Genomic DNA, 15819 nt, shown 5'->3' with positions numbered 1-15819 from the left:
TTGCGAGCGCACGCACCAGACCCCGCCGGCCCCGCCCTCACGGGCGGACGAAGCTACTTCGACGACACCCCCTGGGCGTTCTGCCCGTCGGCGGCGCTGCGCTGCGCGCGGAAGTTCTCCCGGTAGGCGTCGTGCACCGCCGGGTCCTGGTACTTGAGCAGCGCCTCGTCGTTGCCGACGAGCCCGCTCACCGTGTACGGGTGGCTGCCGGTGAAGACGATCTTCTGGTCGGGGAGGCCCTTGTAGGTCCCCTCGATCAGCAGGTACTTGGAGTGCGTCGCCGTGTGGTTCTCGGCGTCGTCGTCCAGCTTGTGCAGCGTGATCCCGCCGAACCTGGTCGGCTTGGCGAGCTGGTCGGCGATCGCGGTTCCGCTGTTGTCGAGCTTGCGGTAGACGATGTCGACGTAGCAGCCGGCGTCGTCGAGCTCCCACAGCTTCCTGGCCACCTCGGCACGGGTGATCTGGTGCATGGCGACGCGGATCACCGTGCGGCCGTCGGCGGTGCCGAAACCGGCCGAGTTGCCGTGGCAGACCGACTGGCCGCTGACGGGATCGTCCACCGTGTCGAGGATGTTGAGGATGACGTCCGAGTCGGACCGGGGGAAGAAGTACGCCTTCGCCTTCCCGGCCTGATACTCCGTCGGGTAGTCGGATACCTGCTTGGACGGCTCCGCCTGCGCCGCCGCCAGATCGCCGAAGTAGCCGGCGTAGGCGGAGTACAGCTCGGGGTTCTCGACCACGGTCAGGGCGTCGTTCCACGCCTTCTGCCGGTCCCAGGCCGTCTGGTTGGCCGAGGTCTGCACGACGACGTTGTCGACGGGGACGGTGCCCGTGGAGCTGCCGGTGGTGCTGGAGAAGAGCAGGAACTTGTTGTGGTTGACGCTGTGGTACCCGTCCCCGGGGTTCGGGTCCTTCGCCAGGCACGCCTGGTGCTCGGCGCAGACCCGTACCCACGAGGCCCCGGACCGGTCGGTCTTCCGGGCCAGCCCGTCGACGAGCTTCACGTATGTCCCGGACCCCGCGGTGTGCTTGAGGCTCTCGCTGTCCAGGATCACCTCGACGTTCACCCCGCGCAGGTGCGCCGCGCTCAGCCGGCCCGCGAGCCAGTCCGATCCGAGGACGTACGCCGAGACCTTGATGCTCGATCCCGGTACGGCGCCGTCGATCAGGCGGGAGATGTGCGTGAAGACCGCGTCCTGCCGCGCCGGGTCGGTCGGGTCGTTGAAGGTGGCACCGGTGGTCACCAGCGGCGCGGCGGCGACAGCGGTCGTGGGGATGGCGGCGAGCAGCGCCGCCGCCCCGGCGGCGAGCGCCGTCACTGATCTGATCTTCCTCATGGCGGCCACTGTATTCAGTTCACGGGCCTGGGCATCCGGTCCCAGAACGAGCAGTGGTGTGCGGAGTGTGCGTCGACGGCGTGGACTGCGCCCGGCCCCGGAGCCAGTGACTGCACCGAGCGGGGGAGGGGCGACGAAGAGTGCAGGCGGGGCCAGAGCGGTGCGCCGGAGGCGTTGGGATTGCCGGTGCGCGCGAAACCCGTCCAGTAGTCGACCATGCGGTCCGACAGGGCGCGCTGGGCGTCGCTCAGCGGTCGCTCGGTGGGGAGCGAGGAGAACAGGAACGGCATCTCGAAGCCGTGCGCAGCGCCGTAGGGGAAACCGGGGTTCGCCGGCAGACCGGTGAGGACCGGAGCATCCGGATCGCCGAACTCGTAGCCGTAGAGCGGGAGTTCGGGGGCATGTGCGGCGATGGCCCGGCCCGCCGCCAGCGTGGTGCACGTGAAGGACCGGTCGGTCAGCGCCGCGGCCCAGGCCAGAGCGGGCGTGGGGTGGTCCCCTGCCGGGTACTGCGCCTCCACGGCCGGCGCGTCGGCCCCGAAGGCGTCCACCAGACGGGCGCGGTAGTCGTCCTCGGTGCGGATCGGGAACGCGGCGAGCGTGAGGCCGACGAACATCCGCATCTCGTCGTGGTTGGTGCCCAGGATGACGGGCACGCGGTGGAACCGCCCGGATGCCAAGGCCTGCCCGGGTGCCACCGGCAGCAGCGCATTGCCGTAGGCGGGCCGGTTGAAGGACTGCATCAGCGGCGCGGTCGCGAGCCGATCCGTACCCTGCCCGCGCAGGCACGCCAGGACCTCGTCCGCGCCGCCCGCCGAGCAGCCCAGTTGCCGGGCGGCTTCCGCGCCGGCCGTCTGGACGTCGGCCTCCGCGGCGAACGGCTCGTACGCGGGTGTGCCGGGCCCGAGAGCGCCGGGCGGGAAGGACGTGAGGCAGGAACCGCTCTGGAGTACGGCCCGCTGGAAGAGTCCGACGGCCGTCGGCGAGGTGAGGTGCGCACAAATACCGAGGGCGCCTGCGGACTCGCCGAACAGCGTGACATTGCGTGGATCACCGCCGAAACGCTCCGCGTTCTCCCGTACCCAGCGCAGGGCGGCCTGTTGGTCCGCCAGGCCGAACGCCGGGGCGGAGCCCAACCCGGCGTGGCCGAAGTAACCGAAGATCCCCAAACGGTAGTTGACCGTGACGACGACCGTGTCACCCCGGACCGCCAGTCGTTCGGAGCTGTAGTCGGCGCCCGAACCGCCCAGGAACGCGCCGCCGTGCATCCACACCAGCACGGGCCGCTTCTTCCCGGCCGGCTTCGGTGTCGGCGCCGGCTTCGGTGCCGGTGTCGGCGTCGGCACGGTGACGTTGAGGTAGAGGCAGTCCTCCGACCCGACGACCGCACTCGCGCCCGGCGTCGGCATCTGCACACAGCGTTCGGCCGGCTTCGTCGCATCCCGGACACCGTGCCACGCGGCGGCGGGAACGGGGGCGCGCCAGCGCAGCGGTCCGGTCGGCGGCGCAGCGTAGGGAATGCCGTCGAAGGTGGCGTACGAGCCGTGGGACACACCGCGTACCCGGCCGCGATCGGTCTGGACGACCGTGGCGCTCTGCCCGGTGGACTGCGGGGCAGGAGCCGGTGCGCCCGCAGCCGGTACGGCGGTGGCCGTGAGCAGTGCCACCGCGCAGAGCAAGGGGAAGAGCACCGCACGAAGGCCGGCCCTTCGATGTGGACGGGGTGCCGTCGTGATGGGGGACATACGTACCCACCGTTCCTGGTCGGGGACATGATGGCGCGGTGCCGCACGCCGCGGGTCGGGCCGCGACGAGGCAGTCGGTGGCCCGAGCGGCGGGGACGGTGCGTACCGGCGCGGTCGGTGCTCCATACGCTAGGACCTCCCCCGTACTGGAGGTTCAAGGGACTGTGACGCAAGACACCTGGAGCATCGGAGAACTCGCCACCGGAACGGGTGTGCCGGTGAAGACGCTGCGCTACTACTCGGACAGCGGTCTGCTGCCCGTGGCCGGCCGCAGCACGGGTGGTCATCGGCGTTACGGTCCGGAGGCGTGGGAGCGCATCCGCCTCATCAGGCGCCTACGGGCGCTGGACACGCCGATCGCGACCATCACGCAGGTGGTCACCGGCGAGTGCTCCCTCGGCGAACTCGTCGCGACCGAGCTCGAATCGGTGCAGGAGCGACTGACCGAACTGCGCTGGCGTCAGGCCACACTCGAGTCCCTGGGAGAGTGCACGAGTGAGGAACGGCTCCGGCGCCTGGAGATCCTCTCCCGTGTGCAGAGGCTTCCGCAGGCGCGTCGTACCCTCACCGACCACTGGTACCGCGAGTTGTCCGCGGCCATGCCCAGGCACCGACTCGACAGCATGATCGCCATGCTGTCCCCCGAGCCTCCGCAGGACCCCGTACCCGCCACCGTCCTGGCCTACGCCGAGCTGCATCTGCTCATATCCACGCCCAGCTTCACCCGCTGGACCCAGGACCACGACGAGGAGATGAGGGACGGCCCGGCCTTCTACGCGGAGATCGACGAGGCTGCCGCTCTGACGGTCGCCGCCCTGGCCCGGGGGCTGCCACCGAGCGCCGGGGACGCGGTGAACGCCTTCGTGTCCGCCCACGCACGAGCCCGGCGGGAGTCGGACACGCCCGCCTTCCGCGCATACCTGCACGGGCTGGTGACGAGGTCGTCCGGCTTCGACCCCCGCCTGGAACGCTATTGGGCTCTGGTCGGCACCGCCACCGGTGGGCGTGTGCTGAACATGACGGTCGCCCATCGATGGCTGACCGACGGACTGTCGATGTCGATCGCCAGGCCGGACCCTCGTCGGAGGAGCGTTTCGCCCCATCGGTAGCCTGCGTCGTCATGATGCGCGTGTGGATCCTGCCGGTGCTGTGTGTGCTCTGCGGCTCAGCCGTCGCGACCGGGCTCTTCCTCGAGGAGAGACCCGGCGCGGCCGCGGCACTCCTGCTGACGTTCCTGGCGCTCGCCGGCGTGAACTCACCCCTGATCTTCCCGAGGTCGATCGGCGCGCGAGAGGCGCTACGCCGCAGTGCGGTCGACGGCCGACCGGTCGTCTTCTGGCGGCCGGGCTGCACGTACTGCGTACGACTGCGCCTGCGGCTGGGCACCGGCGCACGCCGGCTGTACTGGGTCGACATCTGGCGCGACCCGGCAGGAGCCGCGGCGGTGAGGGCGGCCAACGACGGCAACGAGACCGTGCCCACCGTCGTCGTGGCAGGCCGGCCGCACACCAACCCCGATGCCGGCTGGGTACGCGAACAGCTCCCCCCATCCGCATGACCGAGTGGGGTGCGGGGATTCGACCACGGGGGCGGGGCAGTTGGGGCTGGGCGGGCACGGGAGCAGATTCGTCGCGCGCGGAGCAGGGTACGGACTGGCCCTGCTGGCCGTGACGTCGTGCACGACGGCCGCGCCGTCGGACTCGACGCCGCCGCAGCAGGCACAGACCTCACCCACCGCGGTGTCGTCCTCGCAGCCCGCGCCGACATCCTCATCGGGGCCCGCCGTCCCGGTCGGGGCGGCGCGGCCCACGGTTGCCGACGGACCGATGCTGGCATCGGTCCGCAAGAGCATGAAATCGATGCCGTCCCAGGAGATGCCGCCCGACGACTTCGTAGCGGTGATCCGCAGGGACGGGCCCGGCGCCGGTGAGCTCCTGTGGATGAAGGACGACCGTACGTACTGCTCCGCGATCGTTCGCGAGGGGCAGGCCGGCATCGAGTGCGGGTCGCTTGCGGACAGTCGGCCGCGCGAGGGCGTCCTGAAGGTGACGAGGGGCGAGCCGTACCAGCAGAAGCCCGGGGAGCAGCCGGACCTGTTCGTCTTCCTCGCCATCGTCGAGGGCGAGCACGGCCCGTACGCCTACAAGGGGGCAAAGCCGGAGGCGGCGGGCCCGATCCACGACGCCGTCCTGACCTTTGCTTCGGGGCGCAAGGTGGGCCTGATCTCCTACGAGAAGCACTCGCGCCAGATCCCGGAGAGCGAGATCTGCGGCGCGGACGGCGCCGTGTGCTTCCCGGCCTACTACCCGAGCCGCTAGGGGACACTGGGCGAGTGCTGATCATGGATGCCGTACTGGAGACCTACAAGGCCGCGGATTTCACCCTGTGGCCCATCGCCGAACCGACCGCCGACCGCCTTGTCCCCTTGTCAGGGCAGTTGTCGTCGCAAGAGGTCGGCACGGCCATGGCGATCCTGACGGAGTACAACGGGAGCAGTCGGCGTGGAGCTCGCGCCTCCGAGGCGAGCCTGGAGCACGTGCGGCGCCTGGTGACGGCCGAGTCCGTCGTCGCTCCCGGTGGCCTGAGGATCCGGGACACCGTCACCGGGGTCACGGCGCTGCCGGGATGCTGCTTCGGCCTGGAGAACTGGCGGGACTGGGGCGCCCTGGCCGACGGGGAGTACCCCTGGCTCGGGCACGATCCGATGCCGCGCGTCGAGCACGCCGGGGCGGTCATCAGGCTGTGGCCCGATACGGACCGCCAGGACGGGCCTCCGATCGACATTCCCCGCGCCCGGCTGCCCGAACTCCTGGGCTCCGTTCAGGAGGAACTCGTCGCCTTCCTGGGCGCCGTCGGCCGCTGGGCCGGGCACTGGTTTCCTACCGTCTCCGCAGCTCTGGTGGAGAAGCTCGACGAGGACCTGGCCATATCCGCCCCGCTGCCGGCCGGCCACGGCTGATGCCACGGCGGCCGCAGCCGCGCGGACGTGATGAAGCTGACGGGCGGGCCGGCCGCGATGCCTGCTGTGGTGAGATGGTCAGATGGTCAGGTCGCCGGATTGGCTCGGTTGGGGCGGGAAGTCGAGGCGGGTGTAGTGCTCCGTCCTGATGATCGACTCCCGTACTGCTGCCGGCAGGCGGGCCAGGATGCCGGGCAGGGGCCGCTCCTTGGCGGCTTCGCTGCGGTGGGCGAGGATCGCTGCCCACTTCTGCTCGAGATGACTGCTCACGTCGACCGTCACCGTGACGTGCGCGTCCGGGACGGACAGGACCTTCTTCCCGACCCGAGTCAGCAACGGTCCCAGTTCGCCCACCCCCGAGTCCGGGTGCGTCGCCGCGTAGAGCGCGGCAGGCCTCCACGGGGCGCCCGCGTCCGGGTAGCGGTGCTCCAGGCCCGCGGCGTGGAACGCGAGGACGGCCGCCTGGTGAGTGCGTACGTGATCGGGATGCCCGGTCAGCTGGCCGTAGGCGTCATGGGTCACCAGGACCTGCGGGCGCAGCGCCCGGATGTGTCCGACGAGCACCTCCACCACCTCCTCGACGGGTGCGTCGCACAGCCGCGGGCGGCCCGGGGCGGACTCGGGGATGCGGGCATCGGCGTAGCCGAGCAGCAACGGCTCCCCGGCGCCCAGGACCTTGAGGGCATCGGCGAGCTCGGCGGCCCGGTGGCTGTCAGGGGCCCAGGTCGCGGTGACGACGGCGGTGCCGGCACCGGAGGCGGCGTGCCGCGCGAGCACACCACCGGCCAGAAGGGATTCGTCGTCCGGGTGGCCGAACACTCCCAGGAGGGACGGCCGGGCCGGCAGGGGCGGTGGAGTCATGGGCGGGGGGTCTTCCTTCCCGACGCGGGGGTGCGGGGGTGGGGGCCGTCGGGCTGGTGAGACCCGGGGCCGTAGGGCCGGAAGACGGCGTGCGGATGGTCGAGGGGGAGTTCCCGGTCCCACACGCTCAGGCACTGGGCGCTCGGTACGAACAGCGGCTGGGGCAGCGCGCCGCGGGGCCAGAACCGCCAGGCGCCGATGGCTTCCTCACGCCGCTGCGGGACGCCTGACCAGCGGGTGACCAGGACGGGCACGGTCACCCGTACGACGTCGCCCACGCGGTCCAGGAGCGTCCCCAGCTCCAGCGCGTCGCCGGGCCCGGCCACCAGGCCGGCCTCCTCGCGGAGTTCACGGACCGCGGCCTCGGCGAAGGTCTCGCCGGGCTCCACGGTTCCGCCGGGGATCTCCCAGGTGCCGAGGCGGTGCTGCCCGAGCAGGACACCCTCGGGGCCGTGGACGATCACGCCGACCCCGAGCGCGCAGTTCGGCGGAGGCGGCGCGCTGGTGCGGGGGCGGCTCGGCACACGCTCGGGGCGGCGGGCCGCGTACAGCCGGTAGGAGACGTGGTTGTCCGGCCGCGGGGAGTCGATCACGGTGACGGACTCCAGGACGAAGCCGTGCTCACCGAGGAGGTCCTCCCACAGCGTCGGCGTGAGCACCCACATGTGCACGGGGTGCTCCTCGGTGGTGCCCGGCAGTCTCAGGACCTCGGGCCGTGCCTTCACTTCGGTGGCGGGGCCGACGCCGCGGGAGTTGGTGTGCAGCGCGGAGAAGAGCAGGCGCCCGCCCGGCCGGATGCCGTTGGCCAGCGCGGGAAGGAGCCGGCGCGGGTCCGTGAAGGGCACGCCGCCGACCGAGTAGACCAGGTCGTACGGATCGGCGGCGTGCAGGTGGGCCACGGCGTCTGCGCACACCAGGCGCAGCCCCGGGGTGTCCGGGTAACGGGCGGCGGCTCGCCGGTGCTGGGTGGCGGAGGAGTCCACGGCGGTGACCTTCGCGCCGAGGGCGGCCATGCGGGCGGCGTGCCGGCCGGGCCCACTGCCGAGGTCGAGTACGCGCAACCCCTCCACCTCGCCGAACGCCTCGGTACCCGGGCCCGCCTCCGGGATGTCCCAGTCCCAGCGGTCCAGTTCGGGCAGCTCGATCCGTCGGGCGATCTGGTGGGCGCCGTAGGCGGTCCAGACGCCCAGGTTGTGTGACTCCATGTCCGGCACGGTGTGCTCCATCGGCAGAGGGTGGGTGGTCAGGGGCGCAGGGCGTGGCAGCGGACCGGGGCGGGGGCGGTCAGCGGTCCTGGGAGAGCTCCAAGAGCTCGGCGAAGGTTCCGCCGGCATGGACGAGGTCCTCGTACGGACCCTGTTCGGTGATCCGGCCGTGCTCCATCACGACGATGTGGTCGGCGATCTTGGTGTTCTCCAGGCGGTGGGTGACCACGATGGTGATGCGGTCGCCTGCGATGGCTTTGATCCGCTCGAAGATCTGGTGCTCCCCGCGCGGGTCCATCTGGGAGGTGGGCTCGTCCAGGATCAGCAGACCGGGGCGCCGGTACAGCGCCCTTGAGCACGCGACGCGCTGCCACTGGCCTCCGGAAAGCTCCGAGCCGCCGAAGACGTCGCGGGACAGGAGGGTGTCCAGACCCGCGGGGAGGTCGTCAACGGCCTCGCGCAGCCCGACCGCGTCGACGGCCTCCCACACCGGGACGTCGTCGTGGGTTCGTGGCTGGCCGAGGGTGACGTTCTCGCGGACGCGCAGCGGCCACTGGGCGAAGATCTGCGGCACCAGACCCGTGTCGGCCCACACCGTGGCGGGGTCCACCTCGGAGAGGTCGGCACCGTTCCACGTGACCTTTCCCTTGTCCGGCAGGTAGATCCCGGTCAGCAACCGGGTGAGCGTGGACTTCCCCGAACCGTTCGCCCCGACGATCGCGAGGATCTGCCCACGCCGCAGGGCGAGGGAGACACCGTCCACCGCAGGCTTCTCCTTGCCCGGGTACTGGTAGACGACCTCTTCGAGCCGGATCTCCTCGATGGGCCCGGCGTGGGCCCGTGAGCCGCGCTGCGGGGTGCGGGCGGCGGCCTCGTCGAGGAACGACTGCATGTCGCTCAGGTACAGGCTGGTGTGGAAGACCGCGGCCCCGTTGACGACGACCTGGGAGAGCGCGGCGAGCGTGCTCTGCACGGCGATGACGGCGGTCGCGGCGACCGCGAGCTCGATCCGGCCGGACACCGCCAGCCACGCCAGCGCTCCCCACGTCGCCACCAGGAAGACGCCCCCGGCCAGCGCCGACAGCACGGCGATCCGCAGGGTCCGCGGCGCGGCGGCCAAGGTGCGCCGGTCGCACCGGTCGGACAGAGCCCGGTACCAGTAGACGAGGTAGTCGGTCATCGAGTTGGCACGGACCTCGTCGCCGTACTTCGACGTGGTCGCCCACCAGCGCATCATGCCGCGCACGTTGCGGTCGGCGACGTTGGCGTAGTGGATCTCGTAGTCGACCCGGGCCGTCAGCAAGGCGCCGACGCCGGCCGGCAGTACGGCGAGCAGGAGCAGCGGCAGCATCAGCGGGTTCAACACCGACAACACGCCGCAGGCGGTGACCATGCGGATCAGCGCGGACAGGAACCGCTGTGCGTCGGTGACCATCACGTGGGTCCTGATCACCCCCATCTCGGCCGCCTCGTGCCGGTCCGAGAACCCGTCCTCCGCGTACGCGGCCGCCTCCACCCGGCACACCGCCTCGACCAGCGAAGAGTCCGTCTCCGTGGTCAGCCGCGGGGTGATCCTCCGCTCGGCGTACGTGGCCGCCGCCCCCGCCAGGCGCGTCAGCGCGGCAGCGAGCGCCACGACCAGCAGTGCCGGCAGGGCGCCGCGGAGCCGGTCGCCGGCGGTGCCGTCCCGGAGAAGAGGTGTCATGGCCCGGGCGGTGGCGGCCAGCAGTACGGCGGCCGACACGCCCGTGACCACCTGGCAGCCGAGCAGAAGCTGCACCGCCGGCCGGTCGGTCCGCCAGGACAGTCGGGCGATCCGGCCCAGGACGGCCGGGATCTGCCCGCACATCCGCCGGAAGGAGACCTCGGCGAGCGGATTGACGGAGTACTGCCCGCTGTAGGTGATCTCCGCCGGAGGGGGCGGAGGCGGCGCGGTGTGCTGCTGCTGGTTCGTGGCGGCCGAGGTCAACGTGGGGTCCCCCTGGACGGTCGTCCGGCGTGGTCGTGAGGCTCAACGACCGAGTCGGCATATCGAACACATGTGTTTCGGCCGGACGTCGAACCCCGGGATTCGGCGGGTGCCGGAGCGTGCGGTATGCATCGACCCTCCCGGCGCAACGCCCGTGGTGCTCGGCTGTGTTGGCCGAAACGCCGATGTCCTCCCGGGTGGCGGCGGATGTGCGCGACACCGGGGGAGCCACGCGCCGGGGGCCCGGCCCCTTGTCCGATCACGTGGCGCAACGGCGGTGTCGGGGAACGGCGAAGGCACCCACCGCGCCCACGGGGTGGATGCCTTCGCCGCGCCACGGGGCGGCCCTCAGCCGCGCATGATCTCCGCCAGGCGGCCGCGCAGCCGAGCGAACTCGGGCGAGGCCCGCAGCGCGGAGACGTCCGTGTCCGGCTCTCGGGCCAGGCCTACCGGCAGCTCCGCCATCACCCGGCCCGGCCCCGCCGCCATGACCAGCACCCGGGAGCCCAGCAGCACCGCCTCCTCCGCCGAGTGGGTCACGAACAGCACCGTCGTACCGAGCCGCCCGGCCAAGGTCCGTACCTCCTCCTGGAGCCGTTCCCGGGTCAGCGCGTCGAGCGCGGCGAACGGCTCGTCCATGAGCAGCAGTTCGGGTTCCGCCGCCAGAGCCCGGGCGAGCGCCACCCGCTGTTGCTGGCCGCCCGACAGCTCCCACGTCCGCCGGCCCGCCATGCCGGGCAATCCCACCCGGTCCAGGAGCTCCGCGATCCGGCCGCCCCGCTCGGTGCGGGGCACGCCGAGCCGGGCCAGCGCGAAGCCGAGGTTGCCGCCGACCGTGCGCCACGGGAACAAGCGCGGCTGCTGGAACACCACCCCGGCCCCCGCGCCCGGCCGCGGGAGCGCGCCCCGGACGAGGGCGCGGCCCGTGGCGGGCCGTTCGAAGCCCGCCACCACGCGCAGCAGGCTCGTCTTGCCGCAGCCGGACGGCCCGACCAGGACGACGAACTCGCCCGCGTGGATCCTCAGGTCCACGCCTTCGAGCGCCACGACCGGCTGCTTGGCCGAGCCGTACCTGACCGACACCCCCGCCAGGTCGACGACCGCGACTTCCGTGGCGGGAGCGTCAGTTCGCGGCACGGCCGAGCTCCTCCACCGCGAGCGCCCGCCCGAACACCGCCTCGTCCGGCACCGCGTCGACCGCCTTCTGCCCCTTCAGGAACACGGCGGCGTCGTGCAGGTTCGCCGCCAGCTTTCCAGGAGCGCCCGGCGTGCCCAGGTACTCGGGACCGGTCTGCTCCTTCGCGCTCAGCAGCACCAGTTCCGACAGCTGCCGCTTCGCTTCGTCCGCCGGCAGTCCGAGCTCCGCGCCGATGGACTTCGCGGCCTGCTCCGGTGCGGTGCGCGCCTGCGCGACGGCTTGGTCCTGTGCCTTGAGCCAGGCGGTGACCACCTCCGGGTGCTTGGCCGCGAAGGTGTTCGTGACCACACCCAGATCAGCCGTGGGCTTGCCCTGCCCGGCCAGTTCACGGCTGGTGACGAGCACCTTGCCGTCCTTGGTCAGTTCGCCCAGGGTCGGCGTCCACACGTACGCGGCGTCGATGTCCCCGCGCTTCCACGCGGCGAGCGCGTCCTGAGGCTGGAGATCGATGGTCTGTACGGCCGAGGGCTCGACACCGGCGCCGGCCAGCGCGGCGAGCAGCGAGTAGTGGGCGGTCGATCCGAAGGGGGTGGCGACCTTCTTGCCCGCCAGCTCCTTCACCGAACCGATCCCGGGCTTGGCGACGAGTGCCTCGTTGTCCCCGATCAGGTCGTGGATCCACACCACCTTGTACGGGATGTTCAGCGGCGCGGACAGGCCCTTGGTGACCGGGCTCGACCCGGCCAGGCCGAGGTCCACCGCCCCGGCGATGACGGCCGTGTTGACGTCGCCCCCGGACTCGAACTTCACCCACTTCACGTCGACTTCGGGGAGGGCCTTCTCCAGCAGCCGCTGGTTCTTCACCACCAGGTCGGCGTTGGGTATCGCCTGGTAGGCGATCCGTACGGTGGTCCGCCCGGCGGAGTCGCCGGCCGCGTCCGCGCCACCCCCGCACGCGGTGGTGGCGGAGGCCGTCAGGGTGACGGCCGCGGCGAGCAGGAGGGTGCGGCGGGACAGGGTTTTGGGCATGGATGGTCTCCGGTCTGAAGTCGGACGACGAAAGGGAGGGGCAGAACGGGGCGGAGCGAAGGCGAGGGGGGATCAGGAGCGGCCGCGCCACGGCACGGCGAGCCGCTCGACGAGCCGGAGGAGTGCGTCCAGCACGATCCCGGACAGCCCGATGGCGAGGATGCCCGCGATCACCAGGGCGGTCTGGTTGTAGCGCTGCGCGTCGCGGATCATGCCGCCGATGCCGGGCACGCCGTTGATGGTCTCCGCCGCGACGACCGAGGTGTACGCGACACCGACGGCGATACGGATGCCGGTGAGGATCTCGGGCAGGGCGGACGGCAGCCGCACGGACAGCAGCAGCGCCGTCGACCCCGACCCCAAGGCGCGCGCGGCTTCCACGAGTTGGCCGGGCACCGTCCGGACGGCCGCCGCGGTGGCCGCCGCGATCGGCGGCAGCGCGGCGATCACCAGCAGCCAGATCTTCGGGGCCTCGTCGATGCCGAACCAGATGACGAGCAGCGAGAGGTACGCGAGCGGCGGCAGGGTCCGCAGGAACGTCACCGCCGGTTCCAGTACGACGGCCAGCGGTCGGACCGTACCGATCAGCAGGCCCAGCGGCACCCCGGCCAGCACGGCGTACGCGGAGCCGGTGGCGATCCGGCCGAGGCTCACCCCGAGGTGTTCGACCAGCAGATGGCCGCCGTAGCCGCGCACCCCGTCGTGCACGGTGGAGGCGAGGACGAACTGCCGCCACACGTCGCCGGGAGAGGGCACCAGGACCCGTGGCCACACCTCGGCGGACACCACTGCCTGCCAGGCCGCGAGGAGGACCGCGAGGGCCGCGGTCCGCAGCACGCCCCAGCGGAAGGCCTCGCGGAGGCGGCTCCGCCGCGGGGGCGCGGCCCCGGCCGGATCCCGGCCGTGCAGCGGGCGGCGCTCCGTCCCGGCGGCCGTCGTCAGAGCGGTCATGCGGCGGCCGTCCCGGTCAGGGCGCGCAGCCGCGGGGCCACTTCCTCGCCGACCCGGTACGCCTCCTCGAGGTGCGGGTAGCCGGAGAGCACGAACTCGTCGATGCCCAGGGCCCGGTACTCGGCGAGTCGGGCCGCCACCTCGTCGTGCGAGCCGACCAGCGCGGTCCCGGCGCCCTCACGGACCAGACCGATGCCCGCCCACAGGTTCGGGGCGACCGTGAGACGGGCGGCGTCCACGACCCCGCCGTGCAGTGCCGTCATCCGCGCCTGCCCGGTGGAGTCCATGGCGGCGAACCGCTCCTGACTCGCCCGCACGGCCTCCGGGTCGATCCCGCCCAGGATCCGGTCCGCCTCCGACCAGGCCTCGGCGGCGGTGTCCCGGCTGATCACGTGCACCCGCAGTCCGAACCGCACGGTGCGGCCGGCCGCCCGGGCCCGCTCCCTCAGCCGGTCGACGCGCGCGGCGATGGCGGCAGGCGGCTCGCCCCACAGCAGTTGTACGTCGGCCTGCCGCGCGGCGACCTCCTCGGCGGCGGGCGAGGCCCCGCCGAAGTACAGCGGTACGGGGTGGCGGAGTTGGGGACCGGTGAGCCGGGCGCCCTCGATCCGCAGGTGGGCCCCGTCGTGGTCCACGGTCTTGCCGTCCAGCAGGGCCCGCAGGACCGTCATCACCTCCTCGGTACGGGCGTAGCGGGCATCGTGCTCCACATGGTCGCCGTAGGCGCGCTGTTCGGCGGGATCGCCCCCCGTGACCACGTTCAGCGCGATCCGTCCCCCCGCGAACCTGCGGAAGGCGTCGGCCTGTTGGGCGATCAGGGTCGGACTGGCGAAACCGGCGCGGAACGCCACCAGGAAGCCGATGCGGGTGGTGTGCTGCGCGAGCGCGGCGGTGAGGATCCAGGGGTCCACGCAGCCGAGCCCCACCGGGGTCAGCAGCGAGTGGAATCCGGCCTGTTCGGCAGCCCGGGCCACCTGGGTCAGGTAGGGGATGTCCGCGGGCCGCCGGGTGGCGGCTCCGGTGCGGCCCTGGACGGCGGTGACGCCTCCGGGATCGCGGCCGTCCCCGCCGGTGGGCAGGAACCAGTGGAGCAGGAGAGGGCTTTCCGGCATGAGGGGACCTCGTCGAAACAGCGACGTGACACGTGTCATCGCCGATGAGGGGTGACACGTGCGCACGAGCAGGAGGGCAGGCGGAATGGGGCGCGCGAGAGGCGCGCGGTCGTCCGTGCGATGTCAGGAGCGGCGGATCAGCGGCTCAACAGCCGTGCGCACGGGGGAAGTCGGCCCGACACAGCATGGTCGAAACACGCAGCAGATCCACGTGACGACGCGATACGAGTACGGGGGCCATGGCCGTATCCTGTCGGCGCGGCTCGCGCCCGTGCAAGCGGAGTCCGAATGCTGGACCAAACCGTCCCGTATGTCGGGAGCCGCGGGGGCCGGCCTTCCGCGTCCACCTGCATGGACCGAAACGATCACGCCACTCGATCGTTGGCGGAACATGAACCACACCATGCGCGGTCTCGCCTTCATCGCCCTGACGGCCGCGGCCGCCCTGCTCGCAGCTCCCTCCGCGCACGCCGTCGGCGACAAGACCGGGGGCGTGGACGCCTCCGACACCTGTGGCGGCTTGCTCACGGACTACCTGGCCACCGCGGCAGGCACTGCCGACACCGCCTTCGCCGGCACGCTGACCGTGGCCCAGGGCGCCTCACCCATCGCCATGACCGTCACTCCGCAGTCCTACGCAGGGGTGGTCCCCGACCGGCTCGTCCGCACGGAGTTCACCCACCCCGCCCTCTCGGAGGCCGCCGTGACCTCCACCCCCGGTCTGGTGGAGGACCGGTCCGGAAGGATCCGGCTCCTGTTCGAGACCCCGTGGGGCCCGACGCTCGCGACGGCGGGATGTACCGGAGGCACGCCCCGGGTCACCGACCTGACCGGCGCCATCATGTACGAGGGCGTTGCCTACCAGTACGCCCTCACCCGCGCGTGAGCAGTGCCTCGACCCCGTCCAGGAGCCCCGCCCCCGTGAACCGCACACCCGACGACGTCACCGTCGCCTCCCTCGAAACCCACCGCCTGATCGTCACTCTTCCGAACCGGGGCCCGGCCGACGTCCGTTCGAACCTCCCGCGCGCCACCGCCGCCGCGATGCTGCGCCGACTCGCCGACGAGCTCGACGCCGGGCGGCCCCTCGCCGCCCTGCCCGGGGAAACGCTCGCCACCCTCACCCGGCAGCTCACCCGCCGCCACCGCCGCGCCGAGGCGGCGCGGCTCGCGGCCGCCGCCCTCGCCCACCACACCCAGGAGCTGGCCGGCATGCTCGACGCCGCCCTCGACCGGGGCATCCCCGCCCAAACCCCGTCGGCCGGCCGGCACCTGGTCTCGATACTGCGCAGCCACGCCGTCCGTCTCGACAACCCGCCCCGGATCGCCGGCGACGACGTGCTCGACCTCGCCGCCGCCCGTCGCGCCCGCCGCGCCCACCTCATCCGCCGGCCGCGGGGATGAACAGCGGCTGACACCGGGCAGCTTCCCCGGGTCGGAAAGGCGAGGGATCCCCGATTCGGTCAGTGTGGGTCTGATTCGCGCCGGTTGGGCCGGTTCGGGTACGCCGCTT

The 15819-nt window shown here is 72.3% G+C and carries 15 protein-coding genes; 6 read left to right on the top strand and 9 right to left on the bottom strand.

Annotated features, from left to right (window positions below):
- Positions 1-53 precede the first annotated feature (53 nt).
- Together ACFYZS_RS05470 and ACFYZS_RS05465 are read right to left on the bottom strand one after the other, a co-directional pair.
- A complete protein-coding gene (locus tag ACFYZS_RS05470) occupies positions 54-1337 on the bottom strand; it encodes a phospholipase D-like domain-containing protein (RefSeq protein ID WP_389007093.1) in 1284 nt (427 codons plus the stop codon).
- Positions 1338-1351: 14 nt separating this feature from the next.
- Positions 1352-3004, bottom strand: coding sequence for a carboxylesterase/lipase family protein (locus ACFYZS_RS05465; RefSeq protein ID WP_389007092.1), 1653 nt, complete (start codon positions 3002-3004; stop codon positions 1352-1354).
- Positions 3005-3246: 242 nt separating this feature from the next.
- Between ACFYZS_RS05465 and ACFYZS_RS05460 the strand changes: the two genes are divergently transcribed.
- The 4 genes from ACFYZS_RS05460 (at position 3247) to ACFYZS_RS05445 (ending at position 6041) form a co-directional block, all read left to right on the top strand.
- Positions 3247-4191, top strand: coding sequence for a MerR family transcriptional regulator (locus tag ACFYZS_RS05460; RefSeq protein WP_389007090.1), 945 nt, complete (start codon positions 3247-3249; stop codon positions 4189-4191).
- An 11-nt stretch (positions 4192-4202) separates the two neighbouring features.
- Positions 4203-4640, top strand: a complete 438-nt coding sequence (locus tag ACFYZS_RS05455) for a glutaredoxin domain-containing protein (RefSeq protein ID WP_389007088.1) — start codon at positions 4203-4205, stop codon at positions 4638-4640.
- Positions 4641-4941: 301 nt separating this feature from the next.
- Positions 4942-5400 (top strand): hypothetical protein, encoded by a 459-nt coding sequence (locus tag ACFYZS_RS05450; RefSeq protein ID WP_389007087.1) that lies wholly within the window; start codon positions 4942-4944, stop codon positions 5398-5400.
- A gap of 23 nt (positions 5401-5423) precedes the next feature.
- Positions 5424-6041: a hypothetical protein gene (locus ACFYZS_RS05445; RefSeq protein WP_389007548.1), complete on the top strand. Its 618-nt coding sequence runs from the start codon at positions 5424-5426 to the stop codon at positions 6039-6041.
- Positions 6042-6119: 78 nt separating this feature from the next.
- On the opposite strand, the gene ACFYZS_RS05440 is transcribed toward ACFYZS_RS05445, so the two are convergent.
- The 7 genes from ACFYZS_RS05440 to ACFYZS_RS05410 form a co-directional block, all read right to left on the bottom strand.
- Complete coding sequence (locus ACFYZS_RS05440; protein ID WP_389007085.1) at positions 6120-6902, bottom strand: PIG-L deacetylase family protein; 783 nt, start codon at positions 6900-6902, stop codon at positions 6120-6122.
- Positions 6899-8107 carry an NUDIX domain-containing protein gene (locus ACFYZS_RS05435; protein ID WP_389007083.1) on the bottom strand — a complete coding sequence of 403 codons (1209 nt, stop codon included), beginning with the start codon at positions 8105-8107 and terminating at the stop codon, positions 6899-6901. The genes ACFYZS_RS05440 and ACFYZS_RS05435 overlap by 4 nt, the downstream gene beginning before the upstream one ends.
- Positions 8108-8186: 79 nt before the next feature.
- Positions 8187-10076: an ATP-binding cassette domain-containing protein gene (locus ACFYZS_RS05430; protein WP_389007081.1), complete on the bottom strand. Its 1890-nt coding sequence runs from the start codon at positions 10074-10076 to the stop codon at positions 8187-8189.
- A 348-nt stretch (positions 10077-10424) separates the two neighbouring features.
- Positions 10425-11213, bottom strand: a complete 789-nt coding sequence (locus ACFYZS_RS05425) for an ABC transporter ATP-binding protein (RefSeq protein WP_389007080.1) — start codon at positions 11211-11213, stop codon at positions 10425-10427.
- Positions 11200-12243: an ABC transporter substrate-binding protein gene (locus tag ACFYZS_RS05420; protein WP_389007078.1), complete on the bottom strand. Its 1044-nt coding sequence runs from the start codon at positions 12241-12243 to the stop codon at positions 11200-11202. The genes ACFYZS_RS05425 and ACFYZS_RS05420 overlap by 14 nt, the downstream gene beginning before the upstream one ends.
- Before the next feature lie 72 nt (positions 12244-12315).
- Positions 12316-13185: an ABC transporter permease gene (locus ACFYZS_RS05415; protein ID WP_389007546.1), complete on the bottom strand. Its 870-nt coding sequence runs from the start codon at positions 13183-13185 to the stop codon at positions 12316-12318.
- 5 nt (positions 13186-13190) lie between these two features.
- Positions 13191-14306 (bottom strand): LLM class flavin-dependent oxidoreductase, encoded by a 1116-nt coding sequence (locus ACFYZS_RS05410; RefSeq protein ID WP_389007076.1) that lies wholly within the window; start codon positions 14304-14306, stop codon positions 13191-13193.
- Between the two features lie 391 nt (positions 14307-14697).
- Here ACFYZS_RS05410 and ACFYZS_RS05405 point away from each other — a divergent pair, with 391 nt between their 5' ends.
- Together ACFYZS_RS05405 and ACFYZS_RS05400 are read left to right on the top strand one after the other, a co-directional pair.
- Positions 14698-15192 carry a hypothetical protein gene (locus tag ACFYZS_RS05405; protein WP_389007074.1) on the top strand — a complete coding sequence of 165 codons (495 nt, stop codon included), beginning with the start codon at positions 14698-14700 and terminating at the stop codon, positions 15190-15192.
- A 35-nt stretch (positions 15193-15227) separates the two neighbouring features.
- Positions 15228-15710 carry a hypothetical protein gene (locus ACFYZS_RS05400; RefSeq protein WP_389007073.1) on the top strand — a complete coding sequence of 161 codons (483 nt, stop codon included), beginning with the start codon at positions 15228-15230 and terminating at the stop codon, positions 15708-15710.
- Positions 15711-15819: the final 109 nt, after the last annotated feature.

The organism is Streptomyces sp. NPDC001903, assembly GCF_042891345.1.
Lineage (GTDB): Bacteria > Actinomycetota > Actinomycetes > Streptomycetales > Streptomycetaceae > Streptomyces.
Note: the sequence above shows the minus strand (reverse complement) of the source record. Positions and strands in the feature narration are given on the sequence as shown.

Excerpts from the sequence above, each read along its gene's own strand:
- ACFYZS_RS05445 (WP_389007548.1), top strand. The coding sequence starts at position 5,424 with ATGGATGCCGTACTGGAGACCTACAAGGCCGCGGATTTCACCCTGTGG.
- ACFYZS_RS05405 (WP_389007074.1), top strand. The coding sequence starts at position 14,698 with ATGAACCACACCATGCGCGGTCTCGCCTTCATCGCCCTGACGGCCGCG.
- ACFYZS_RS05410 (WP_389007076.1), bottom strand. The coding sequence starts at position 14,306 with ATGCCGGAAAGCCCTCTCCTGCTCCACTGGTTCCTGCCCACCGGCGGG.
- ACFYZS_RS05440 (WP_389007085.1), bottom strand. The coding sequence starts at position 6,902 with ATGACTCCACCGCCCCTGCCGGCCCGGCCGTCCCTCCTGGGAGTGTTC.
- ACFYZS_RS05455 (WP_389007088.1), top strand. The coding sequence starts at position 4,203 with ATGATGCGCGTGTGGATCCTGCCGGTGCTGTGTGTGCTCTGCGGCTCA.
- ACFYZS_RS05450 (WP_389007087.1), top strand. The coding sequence starts at position 4,942 with ATGCCGTCCCAGGAGATGCCGCCCGACGACTTCGTAGCGGTGATCCGC.
- ACFYZS_RS05470 (WP_389007093.1), bottom strand. The coding sequence starts at position 1,337 with ATGAGGAAGATCAGATCAGTGACGGCGCTCGCCGCCGGGGCGGCGGCG.
- ACFYZS_RS05435 (WP_389007083.1), bottom strand. The coding sequence starts at position 8,107 with ATGGAGTCACACAACCTGGGCGTCTGGACCGCCTACGGCGCCCACCAG.
- ACFYZS_RS05420 (WP_389007078.1), bottom strand. The coding sequence starts at position 12,243 with ATGCCCAAAACCCTGTCCCGCCGCACCCTCCTGCTCGCCGCGGCCGTC.